The 11,246-nt window shown below is 64.6% G+C and carries 12 protein-coding genes and 1 pseudogene; 4 read left to right on the top strand and 9 right to left on the bottom strand.

What is annotated here, in order from left to right:
* A partial coding sequence (locus tag AB4Y63_RS18710) for an integrase core domain-containing protein (RefSeq protein ID WP_441792577.1) occupies positions 1-149 on the top strand: 149 nt, incomplete at its 5' end.
* Here the strand turns inward: AB4Y63_RS18710 and AB4Y63_RS18705 are convergent.
* Together AB4Y63_RS18705 and AB4Y63_RS18700 are read right to left on the bottom strand one after the other, a co-directional pair.
* On the bottom strand, positions 146-1,972 hold the full coding sequence (locus tag AB4Y63_RS18705) for an ATP-binding protein (protein WP_441792575.1): 1,827 nt from the start codon (positions 1,970-1,972) through the stop codon (positions 146-148). The genes AB4Y63_RS18710 and AB4Y63_RS18705 overlap by 4 nt on opposite strands.
* Positions 1,969-2,718 (bottom strand): response regulator transcription factor, encoded by a 750-nt coding sequence (locus AB4Y63_RS18700; RefSeq protein WP_441792574.1) that lies wholly within the window; start codon positions 2,716-2,718, stop codon positions 1,969-1,971. The genes AB4Y63_RS18705 and AB4Y63_RS18700 overlap by 4 nt, the downstream gene beginning before the upstream one ends.
* A gap of 298 nt (positions 2,719-3,016) precedes the next feature.
* Between AB4Y63_RS18700 and AB4Y63_RS18695 the strand changes: the two genes are divergently transcribed.
* A complete protein-coding gene (locus AB4Y63_RS18695; RefSeq protein ID WP_441792573.1) occupies positions 3,017-3,469 on the top strand; it encodes an SRPBCC family protein in 453 nt (150 codons plus the stop codon).
* Positions 3,470-3,573: 104 nt separating this feature from the next.
* Positions 3,574-4,260, top strand: coding sequence for a YqaJ viral recombinase family protein (locus AB4Y63_RS18690; protein WP_441792572.1), 687 nt, complete (start codon positions 3,574-3,576; stop codon positions 4,258-4,260).
* A 7-nt stretch (positions 4,261-4,267) separates the two neighbouring features.
* On the opposite strand, the gene AB4Y63_RS18685 is transcribed toward AB4Y63_RS18690, so the two are convergent.
* Complete coding sequence (locus tag AB4Y63_RS18685; RefSeq protein WP_441792571.1) at positions 4,268-4,906, bottom strand: Pr6Pr family membrane protein; 639 nt, start codon at positions 4,904-4,906, stop codon at positions 4,268-4,270.
* A gap of 90 nt (positions 4,907-4,996) precedes the next feature.
* Here AB4Y63_RS18685 and AB4Y63_RS18680 point away from each other — a divergent pair, with 90 nt between their 5' ends.
* Entirely contained in the window at positions 4,997-5,980 is a 984-nt protein-coding gene (locus AB4Y63_RS18680; protein WP_441792570.1) for an NADP-dependent oxidoreductase, read from the top strand.
* Between the two features lie 153 nt (positions 5,981-6,133).
* Here the strand turns inward: AB4Y63_RS18680 and AB4Y63_RS18675 are convergent.
* The 6 genes and pseudogenes from AB4Y63_RS18675 to AB4Y63_RS18650 all read right to left on the bottom strand — a co-directional run.
* Positions 6,134-6,703 (bottom strand): annotated as a pseudogene (locus AB4Y63_RS18675) (signal peptidase I); the annotation flags it as partial.
* A gap of 10 nt (positions 6,704-6,713) precedes the next feature.
* Complete coding sequence (locus AB4Y63_RS18670; RefSeq protein ID WP_441792569.1) at positions 6,714-7,499, bottom strand: LPXTG cell wall anchor domain-containing protein; 786 nt, start codon at positions 7,497-7,499, stop codon at positions 6,714-6,716.
* Positions 7,496-8,788, bottom strand: coding sequence for a ricin-type beta-trefoil lectin domain protein (locus AB4Y63_RS18665; protein ID WP_441792568.1), 1,293 nt, complete (start codon positions 8,786-8,788; stop codon positions 7,496-7,498). The genes AB4Y63_RS18670 and AB4Y63_RS18665 overlap by 4 nt, the downstream gene beginning before the upstream one ends.
* Positions 8,789-8,791: 3 nt before the next feature.
* Entirely contained in the window at positions 8,792-9,385 is a 594-nt protein-coding gene (locus AB4Y63_RS18660; protein ID WP_441792567.1) for a TasA family protein, read from the bottom strand.
* A gap of 99 nt (positions 9,386-9,484) precedes the next feature.
* Entirely contained in the window at positions 9,485-10,069 is a 585-nt protein-coding gene (locus tag AB4Y63_RS18655; protein ID WP_441792566.1) for an alternate-type signal peptide domain-containing protein, read from the bottom strand.
* A 504-nt stretch (positions 10,070-10,573) separates the two neighbouring features.
* Positions 10,574-11,104, bottom strand: coding sequence for a GNAT family N-acetyltransferase (locus tag AB4Y63_RS18650; protein WP_441792565.1), 531 nt, complete (start codon positions 11,102-11,104; stop codon positions 10,574-10,576).
* Positions 11,105-11,246: the final 142 nt, after the last annotated feature.

The raw sequence follows: 11,246 nt of genomic DNA, 5'->3' as shown, positions 1-11,246 counted from the left end.
CGTTCAAGCGCTTCTACGCCAGCGAATCAGCCCGCCGCAACGCACTGCCGGCCTGGCTCCACGAATACAATCACCACAGGCCCCACACCGCAATCGGAGGCCAACCACCCATCAGCCGGTTAACTAACCTTGCTGGGCAGTACAGCTAGGCGGTCGCTGCGGGATCTAGCGACAACGGCAACGTGACCGTGAAGCGGGTGAACCCGGGGCGACTTTCGACGGTGATTTCGCCGCGATGAGCCGTGACCACCGCGCGGGCGATCGCCAAGCCGAGGCCGGTGCTGCCGGTTCCCCGGAACCGTGAGCTGTCGCCGCGAGCGAAACGCTCGAACAGCTTGGGCTGCAGGCTCTCTGGGATGCCGGGGCCGTCATCCGTCACCGTGATGATGGCGTTCTCCCCCTCGGTGGCGAGCGCCGCGGCGACCATCGTTCCGGCCGGGGTGTGCACGCGAGCGTTGGTGAGCAGATTTGCGATGACCTGGTGCAGCCGGTGGGCGTCGCCAACACCCTCGACCGGCTCGTCGGGCAGGTCAAGCTCCCAGTGGTGGTCTGCGCCTGCCGCGTGGGCGTCGCTGACCGCGTCGACGAGCAGCATGGTCAGGTCGACCGTCCCGCGATCGAGCTCACGCCCCTCATCGAGGCGGGCGAGCAGCAGCAGGTCCTCGACGAGTGCGGTCATTCGCACCGATTCCGACTCGATGCGAGAGAGCGCATGCACGGTGTCGGGCGGCAGAGCCTGCCCGCTTCGGCGGGTGAGTTCGGAGTAGCCGCGGATCGACGCGAGGGGCGTGCGCAACTCGTGGCTGGCATCCGCGACGAATTGGCGCACCTTGGCCTCACTGGCTTGACGGGTCTCCAGGGCGAGATCGACATGGTCGAGCATTCGGTTCACGGCCGAGCCGACACGACCGACTTCGGTGCGCGGGTCGGTGTCGCTCTCGGGGACCCGTTCGACCAGCGCGACTTCTCCATGGTCGAGTGGAAGCTCTGAGACACGCATCGCCGTCTCGGTGACTCGCCGCAGTGGGCGGAGCGCAAGCTGCACAATCCACGCAGCGAGCGCGGCAACACCGAGCACACCGGCCAGCGAGACGAGCGCAATCGTCAGCCCCAAAGTGGCAGCGGTGCTGTTGACGCTCGCGAGCGGTAGGCCGATCATGTAGGCGATTCCGGTGCGGGTCGTGGCCGTGACAACGCGGTAACTGCCGACCTCGCCGCCCAGGTCGATGGTGACCGGCGCCGTTTGAGTGGCCCCGTCAACCAGCTGCTGCACCTGTGGGGTCGTCAGCTGATGGATGTCGCCGACGTCGTCGGTGTACCCCGCGGTGATGGTGGCCCCGTCGAAGACGAGTGCCAGGGTTCCGGGCGGCTGGGCGCGCCCGTTCAGGATGTCCGTGACCGACGGCGTGGTGAAAGCAAGGATTCCGGGGCGGTCGGGGCCACCCTCGAGTACCGAACGCGAGCGCTCGACGGCCGAATTCAGCTGTTGGTCGAGCTGGGCCTCGAGGGAGGCACGCAGAATCGTGACGCTGACGAGTCCGATGATGATGCTGACGAGCGCCAACAGTCCCACGACGGAGAGCACGAGCCGGCGCCGCAGAGTCCACGGAGCGCGCGTCTGTGAGGCGCGAGTGTCTGGGGTGCCCGCGGGCGGCGCACCCCCCGCGTCGGAGGCGGCATCCGGCTCACTGGTCGACTTGGCGTTCGGCTCGGCGTTCGGCTCGGCGTTCGGCTCGGCGTTCGGCTCGGCGTTCGGCTCGGCGTTCGGCTCACCGTCCGGGAGGAGATTCTGCGACTCGCCGAGGCCAGCTGCCTCTTCGTCGCGGCGTGTCGCCGAATCTCCTCCTTGACGTGAAGGATCAGTACGTGAGGGATCCGGCGTCGACGAAGGCATTGGGTCGGTCGAAGCAGTCGGCTCTGTCGACACAGGAGCGTCAGTCGGGTCAGTCGCCTCAGAATCGGGCTGGGTCATTGCGCGGTTTTCAGCATGTACCCGGCACCGCGCACGGTGTGGATCATCGGCGTGCGCCCGGCATCGATCTTCTTGCGAAGGTAGGAGATGTAGATCTCCACGACCGAGGAACGCCCGCCGAAGTCGTAGCTCCAGACCCGATCGAGAATCTGTGCCTTGCTCAGCACCCGTCGCGGATTGCGCATCAGAAAGCGCAACAGTTCGAATTCGGTCGCGGTGAGCTCGATCTGGTCTCCCCCGCGAAACACCTCGTAGCTGTCTTCGTCGAGCGTGAGGTCGCCGATCCGGATCAGGGGGTCGTTCGCCTCGGCGACCGACAGGGTCGACCGACGGATGAGCCCACGCAAGCGCGCGACGACTTCCTCCAGGCTGAAGGGCTTGGTGACGTAGTCGTCGCCGCCCGCGGTCAGGCCGGCGATGCGGTCGTCGAGGGAATCCTTGGCGGTGAGAAAGAGCACGGGAGTTTCCGATCCGCTCGCCCGCACCCGCTGCAGAACCTGGAGGCCGTCGATGTCGGGAAGCATGATGTCGAGCACGATGGCGTCGGGGCGAAACTCGCGCGCGATGGTGAGGGCCTTCTGCCCATCGCCGGCGGTGCGCACATCCCAACCCTCGTAGCGGAGTGCCATCGCGAGCAGATCAGCGAGGGTCGGTTCGTCGTCGACGACGAGCACCCGGATAGCGCTGCCGTCGGCTTTGCTCAGCCGCGGACCCTGGGCCGGTCGATCAGACGCTCGTGTGCTCATCGTGCAAGTATCACTCGCGAAGCTATGAGAAGTCTATGAGTTGATTGGGTGCTTCCTGAGGCGAGTTGGAGGCCACGAAACCCCGTGCAACGACGGCACGAGCACGCGATTTCGACACGACAATCGCCGCCCTCTATATAAGGGAGTGAACAGCGTGCGCCGACTGACGAGAATCACCACGATGGATGACCGGCGCCGGGACCGCGAAGCGCCGACCCAAATCGCCTGCCGCTCCGCCCGTTGACAGTCGCAGAGGGCGGGTCGAGGCTGGGAAAAACTGAGCCCCGAGGAGGACGCCATGCCAGTCATTGAAGAGAGTGTATTCATCGCCTGCCCGCCGGAAGAGGTTTTCGATTTTGTCGTCAAGCCGGAGAATCTGCCGGTCTGGGATTCGTCGATCATCTCTGCTTCCCAGGTCGGAGACGAACCGATCGGCGTCGGCACGCGGGCGAATGGCACCAGCAAGATCATGGGCCGGCACTTTGACTGGTCTGTCACCGTCGCCGACTTCGACCCGCCCCGGCGCTACAGCAGTCATACGGTCGGCGGGAGCATGGAGTTCACGGTGACCAACGTGCTCGAGCCGACCGATGGCGGCACAAACTTGACCTACCGGATCGACGCCGCATCGGGATTGGGCGGCGTGTTCGGCCGTCTCGCCGACCCGTTTGTCGCCCGCGCGCAAGCACGCACCGTGCGTGCGAATCTGGAGACCCTGGCCGAGTTGCTGGCCGATCAAGCGGAGAGTTGACCAGGCGGAGAACGGCCACCGGTTCGTCGCACCGTCGCTGCCGATCTACCGCCAACTCACGCCAGCCGTCACGTAACCTGCGTCGAGCGAGGGAGAATGGAGGGGTGACCGACTTCATGCTCCCCCTCTTCGACGAGGCGAAGCATCCGTCGGAATCGCTGCGCAGCGCGGTGACCCATGCCGCACCGCCAGCGCGTCCGGCTTCTCACCTGCAGCGCATTGTCGCCGATTCGACCGATCGCGTGGCCTGGCTGCGCGCGCGCAATCAAGGAATCACGGCAACGGATGTCGCCAAGCTCGCGACCGTGAAATCGGTGCAGAACGCGGCCTACGACAAGATGCACGGCACGAGTTTCAGCGGCAACAGCTACACCGATCACGGACGGGCGCGTGAGCCTGAGATCGCGGCGTGGGTGCGCAGCAACTACGGAATCGAACCGAGCACCGCCCTGTTTCGTGCCGCCGGCCACCCGCGTCATCTGGCCACGCCGGACGGCGTCGTGCTCGCCCCGAACGGCGACCTCGAGCTCGCCGAAATCAAGACGACAAGCAAACCGTGGCGCAGCATCCCGCGCTCATACCTGCGTCAGGTGTGGTGGCAGCAATACGTGCTGGGCGCCGAGCGCACCCTGCTGGTCTGGGAGCAACACGACAACTTCGTGCCGATCAGTGATGTGCCAGAGTGCCAGTGGATCGACCGCGACGAAGACCAGATCGCCATCCTCGTCGGTTTCGCCAATCAACTGATCGATCTTCTCGACCACCAGGCGCGGGCGAACCAACGGCGCTAATCGCCGGTCAGGCCGGCGGCTGCAACTTGCGTACTCGACTGAGCGCGAAGAACCCGGCGGCCACCGCCAGGATCACCACCGCGATCAGGATCTCGTAGAAGACCACGCCACGATATCCGCTCGGCTGGTCAGGATTCAAAAACGGGTACGGGTACCAGTCGAGCAGTGCGCCGCGGATCATCGTGTACATCAGCCAGACGACGGGAAAGACGACCACCACCCAGAGCCGCTTCCACGGCAGCGGCGTGCGCCCGGCGGCGAACAGCCAGTCGAGCAGCAAGTAGAGCGGTGCCCAGACATGCAAAATTTCATTCGACCAGCCGAGCGTTGTGCCCTGGTCGAGCGAGATATCGCGCAGGAGCAGGTTGTACACAATCCCGGTGGTCACCATGTAGGTGGCGACGGAGGTGTGGGCCAGGTTGAACCAGGGCGGATCGATCTCGACCCTGAAGCAGTACCAAGCGCCGATCAGCAGCACGATCGCGGCCAGGCAATTGGAGAGGATCGTGAAGAAGCTGAAAAAGTTCCAGAGAAAGTTCGACACGTCGGGCGGGTTGAACCCGAGGCTGTAGGCCAGCTGGCCGATCACCGCCACGATGATTCCCGCTGCCGCCACGATCCGAATTGCGCCGTAGGTTCTTCTCACGGTGGCTCTCCCGTCTCTTCACTGCCTGGCAGCGATCTGCCCACCCCGCGGGTGTCATCTGAAGCCTAGCCATGCCGGAGAATGATGCACATGGAAACTGCCAACGACGTGCCGACAACCATGCGCGCCCTCGTGATCGACCGCACGGGAGCGACGGACGAGCTGCACCTGGCTCAGGTGCCGATCCCGGTTGCCGTCGGCGACGAATTGCTCGTTCGGGTGATCGCTGCGGGGATCAACCCTATCGATGCGAAGACCCGCGCCGGTGGCGGCTCGTCCGGCGCAATCACTGGCTTTCCTGCCGTGCTCGGCCTCGATTTCAGCGGCGTTGTCGTCAGCTCCCCTTATGAGGCGTTCGGGCTGCGACCCGGCGATGCCGTCTACGGCATGGGCCGCGTTCCGCGCACGAGCGGCAGCTACGCCGAGTTCGTCGCAGTGACCAGCATGAGCGTCACCCGCAAGCCCGCCACGCTCAGCCACGAAGAGGCAGCAGCGGTTCCGGTTGCCGCCCTGACCGCCTGGGGCATGATCGAACTGGCCGAAATCGGGCCAGGAACGCGCGTTCTGATCCACGCCGGCAGCGGCGGCGTCGGCCATTTCGCCGTGCAGTTCGCGCGGCACCTCGGCGCGCATGTCATCACCACCGGCTCCGCCCGCAATCTCGACTTTCTGCGGCAGCTCGGCGCCGACGAGGTCATCGACTATTCGGCCACCCGGTTCGACGACGTCGTGACGGATGTCGACGCCGTGATCGATCTGATCGGCAACGTTCACGACAACACCGGAAGCCGGTCGCTCGGCGTGCTGCGGCCCGGCGGCATCCTGGTCAATGCCCCGACCGGCAGCTGGCCGACGATGAGGGCCGAAGCTGAGGCTGCAGGCATCCGTGCCACCGGCTACAAAGTGCCGGCCGACGCGCGGGTGCTCGACACGATCACCGCACTGATCGACTCAGGAGTCGTGCGTCCGCATGTCGGGCAGGTGTTCGAACTCGCTGACGGAGCCGAGGCTCACCGGGTTCTGGAGCAGGGGCACACGCGCGGAAAGATCGTGCTGCGGGTCGCTGCCGCCTAGCGGGTCCGGCGTCGGCTCAGCCCTCGGGACACCAGCCGTTGGTGCGGTGCGTGCACGTTCAGCCTTCGCGCTGTACTGACGTTTGCGACGTGTACGGCTGGCCGCGGCCACGCTGCTGAGGAGCATGTACCCGGCGTATGCAAAGAGAAGTCCGGCGATGACCGGCACGATCCAGACTTTGTTTGCACCGTTGACGAGGTTGTTGACCCAACCGATCAACGGAATCGAGTACCAGAGCTTGCCCTGAATCTGAATTTCCCGCACAGCCTCAGCATCCGCGACACCGTTGTTGTCGCCCATGAATTCGAAGGTGCGCTCTCCGGAGGCGATCAGGTTGATCGCGATAATGCGGTGGGTGATCACTCCTGGCTTGCCCGACTCCATCTGATAGGTCGCGACATCGCCGATGGCCAAGTCGTCCGGGTTCACTGGCTTCACAATGATGAGGGTGCCCGGCGGCAGTCCGGGCTCCATCGAGCTGGTCAGGACGGTCATCGGCACTGCCCCGGTGAGCTTCGGGATGACGATGGCGACGGCCCCAAGTGCAACAACGAGAATGAGAAGAACTGCGCTCACGGAGAGCCCGATGTAACTCCACAGACTCTTCTCCGGCACTGCCTTCGCTCCCGTCGCGATCGCAGCCGAGGCCGAGGGGGCAGCCTCGGCTGCGATCGCGACGTGGAATGCGTCGCCGGTTTCGTTCACTTTCGTTGCACCGTTCATGACATCTCAGCTACGAGGCGTCGGTCTTGCGACGTCGGCGCCCAATCAGGAAGAACACGAGGCCTCCGCCCAGTAGCCCGGCGACGACGAGCGCGGGAGTCGCGGCATCCGCACCCGTCTGTGCCAAAGGCTTCGTGGTGACGGCTCCGCTCCCGGTGATCGTTCCAGTCGGCGTGGAAGGCGCCGTCGTGGGCCCGGGCGTCGGGGCCGTTGGCGTCGTTGGACCCACGATGACTCCATCATCGTCGCAGGCAGAAGCAGGGAATGCCCCCGCCGCGGCGTCGCGCATCGAAACCATCACGTTGACGTTCGCATCAGCATCCTGAGCGACTAGATCGAAGACATCGGCCATCGTCAACGTGACAATGGCTTTGAGCACGCCGCCTGCGGCCAGAGACTGCGAATTGACCAAGATTTCGCATTTCGTGACAGCGTCACCCTGCGTTGTCAGCGTCTCGTCGTCAACCGAGTTCCAGGAGGCGAGCGACAGATTCGCCGAAAAGTCAGGTGACGAGAAACTGACGTTGCGTGCGCTCAATCGCACTTCGACCGGCCGGTCAGTGGGGTTCTTGACCCAGAGCGATGCGCTCTGGGAGCCCTCCGGAATGAGCAGCCCGGCCCCAGCGAACAGATCGGCGTTCAGCGACGTCGACCAGCTCACCCCATCGGCACTGACCAGAATCTGATCGGATGCCGCCGAGGCGGGAGCCGCGACTCCCGCCACCGCGAGAGCCGAGGTAACTCCAGCGGCGAGAGCCACCGCTGCGACCTTGTTGATGATTCGTGACCCGATCATGACGAGTTCACCACCGTCAGTGTGAAGCGTTGTGAGGACGGAGCGCCGGTGCAATTCTTTTGCGTCACCGGGGTGATCGGGGTCTGGGTTGGGTTCGCCCCCATGTCGAGGCAGTAACCAGTGGAATTGTTTTTGATCTGGTATTGGCCTGCTGCGCCGCTGACGGGAACAAGCGTCCATGCGGTCCGTGTCGTGCCAGTATCGACAACCTCGATTGACGCACTGGTTGAATTCGAATCGGGTCGGATGAACAACGACGGATCGTATAGCGCAGAGATTTTGCCGCTGGCAGCGAATGTCCAGCTCTGGTTGGACCCGCCATGGCAGGGGAAGGCGATCACCCGAGTGCCCGAAGTGGTGCCTGCCCCTTCGGCGTCGAGGCAGAAGCCGCTGGCCGGGCTCGTCACCGTGTACACCGGGGGCCCCGTGGTCACGCTCGTCGCTGCGGATGCCGCCGAAGAGAGCGGTGCGTCATCGCGCGCCTTCACTGTGTAGCTGTACGCCGTCAAAGCCGTGAGCCCCGCGTCGGTGTACGAGTTCGTCGTCGAACTCCCGACCAAGACGTTGTTTCGATAAATGTCATATGCGACGACCTTGACGTTGTCGGTCGACGCAGCCCAGGTGAGAGTCGTTTGTGAGCCCGTGGTGGCCGAGGCCACCGGTTTGCCCGGCACTGTCGGGGCTGTCGTGTCGAGTGCCTTCTGAACGACCGCTGTCGAGTTGCCCGATGTCCAGCTGCCGATATTCGACGCAACAGTCACTGTGGCTGCCACCGTTCCGATGACGGTTTCCGAGATCTGGCTCGGGGTCAACGACGTGCGAACGCAGAAGAATGCCGACACCCCGGCGGCGAGAGTGCCCGTCTGTGACGCCGCAGTCGTCCAATTCTTCGCAGCGCCGCCGAGCGTTGCCGCGTCGGTGCATTGTGAGGCGGATGTGGCCGGCCACGAGTTCACGGTGATTGCCGCGGCGAGTCCGTTTGCTGATGTACCACCGAGAGTCAGGGTGAACGGGGCGGGGATTGAACCGCTATTCGTCACAGTGACGGCGACAGTCCTTAACTGCGTCGCTGTTCCGGTGGAGTTGAAGTCCTTGTTGAGTGACGGTGTCGTTGCCTGCGAGACGGTGAGAGTTCCTGTCGTCACCGTGGCAGACGTGATCGCTGCTGGCGCGGTCCAGGATGCGGTGGCCGCGCTGGTTCCGGCAAGGGTCAGAAAGACGACCGCTGCGACCGAGACGTTGAACCTCGTGAAACGCGTGCGCGGCTTCGTGCTCGGTGCCTGTGTCATCGTCTAGACCTGTGTCCCGTCAAGCTGAACATTGAATGAGGTCGTCTGCCCCTGCCCTGCGTTGGTGACGAGCGGCAGGGCTGCCGACACGCACAGGAATGCCGAACTGCCAGCGGGGAGCGTGCCCATGGCTGGCAATCCCGGCGCCGGGATGGTTCCCACCGACCAGGCGGGAGTGACCGGAGTAGCAGCGCAGTCCGACGCTGATGAAACCACCCGCAGCGCGATCGTGAGCTCCTGGGACAGGGGGGTGCTTCCCGTCACCTTCGCATCGAGAGCCAGGGCTACGTTGCCGGTGTTTGTCACAGTCACTGAGCCGTAGACCGATTGTCCCGGGTACAGCTTGTTCGTCGATATCTGAACGGGCGAGGCGATCGTGAGTGAGGCTGTTCCGGCAATGACGGTGCCTCCGGAGAGCGGCGCAGCTGCATTGAGGTAGGCATAGCTGCCACCCGCGGCGGCAGTCGCCAGGCCGACGGCGGCGAGAAGTGAGAGAGCGGTGATGCTCATCGAGCGGATGGAGAATGCGGCGGTGAGTCTCGCAGCAGTTGTGCGTGCACTGCCGGCCTTCTGGGGAGCTTCACGTGAACCGAGCATGAGGGACACCGCCTTTCGCGAGAAGAGGGGGATGATTCAGAACGAGAAAACGGGGCGGCGGCGCGCCCGCCGAAGACGACGGGCACGCCGAGTCACTGACTAGTTCTGGGTGACGGTCAGGCCCAGTCCGGACAAGTTGACGATGCCGGTCTTTGACGCGTTTTCAGCGCCGACTGCGCCGCTCGGGAAGGTCAGAACGGCCGTGACTGTCGCGTTCGTCGTCCCCTGGGGAACCGCTGTCGGGAGCGGCGTGGCCGTGCCCTGGATGACTGCGCTGACCTGCGCACCCGTGGTGTTGAGGAACCCGGCGAGAGCTGTATTCGCGGCCAACTGCGGCGTGCCAACGGGCGCCGTTGCGGCAGTGATCGATCCGGGAGCAAGGGACACGGCGGCCGTCAGGTTCGCGCCGGTTGCGGTGATCGCGACGTTCTGCGTGTAGGTCAGCTTGTCGCCCGGAACGATCTTGAAGGTGTTGATGTCGGCAATCGTCGTGGCGGATGTCGATGAGCCGTGCGTCACCGACCAGGAACCGGTCGCTGCCGGAACGGCCGTCAAGGTGCCGGCCGATACGGTGCCACCCGAGAGAGCCGCCGTGTCGTTCCAGAGGGCGAAGGTACCGGCGCCGCCCATGAGGAGTGCGATGCCGGCCGCGCCCGCGATTGAACCTTTGAGGAGCTTGTTCATGAGAATCCTTTCGAAGCATCGCAAAAGATGCCGATTGTGGCCTGCTGTTCGGGCAGAGGGACAAATGCGTGAGAGCCGGATGCGAGGCAAAAGTGAGAAAGTTTCCGATCCGGCCTTCAGACTCTATTGGCGGACAGACCGATTTGTCTGTCCCGCCAATACCCCCAGTGCGGGGCTCAGATTTCAGGCATCGTGAGAGCGAGATCTCACGATTTCGCGCGTTTCTACGTAGCATCACGACGAAAAGCACAGATTTTGCCCCCTCATTGCGCTCGCGCAAGTTTTCACAGACGGAACGTTCTACCCGCCAACTGAGGCAGGCGAAGCGAAGAACGCTGAAGAGTGGCGCGGTCGGCTCCCCGGGGACCGGTGGTGAGCCCCTAGAAGGGTTTCCGGCGGGCGCGATGGAACGACGTCGAAGCGCATGGCGGCGAACCGACGGCGAGCGACAGAGCCTTGCCCAAGAAGCAGGCCGGAGAGACGTGCCGGGAGACGCAAGCGTCGCTAGAGCGAACGCTCCATCACGTGATCGTTGTAGGTCTGATCGCCGACCTGAAACGTCTTGGCGCCGACGATGGCGAACCCGCTCTTCTCATAGAAACGGATCGCCCGAATGTTCTGATTGTTAACGCCGAGCCAGACGCCCGAAGCGCCTCGCGCGCGAGCGGCATCCAGAGTCGCGTTCATCAAAGTGGCGGCCAACCCGGCCCCGTGGTGGTCGCCGAGCAGATAGACCTTGCTGAGCTCAACCGTCGGCCGAAACCTGAGCGAGGCGGCCACGGCGGGGGTGCCCGGTTCACCGAAAACCAGCATGGTGTAGCCGACAATGTCGCCGCCCCGCACAGCCACGCGGATGTCGCGGGCAGGGTCGGTGAGATAGGAGGCGAAGCGGGCCGGTGAGAGGTGCTCGGCGATGAACGCGGAGATCGCGGCCGGTGGCGTTCCCGGCGGGCAGGCCAGCACGAAGGTTGCAGCGGCAACCTCGGCTAGCTCTGCAACATCGGCCGGTTCGGCGGCCCGGATGATCGCCGTCATCGCGCCAGCATAGCTAGCGATGCGCGGAAGGGGTACCGAATTCAGGAACGGAGTGTGTGTCGGTCCGACCGACCCGGGAAGTTCCGGGGCCGCGAGCGGCACGACACACCTCCGTTCCTGAATTGGGTACCGCGGTGAAACG

Source organism: Leifsonia sp. YAF41, assembly GCF_052113185.1.
Taxonomy (GTDB): domain Bacteria; phylum Actinomycetota; class Actinomycetes; order Actinomycetales; family Microbacteriaceae; genus Cryobacterium.
This window is presented reverse-complemented; position numbering and strand designations above follow the sequence as displayed.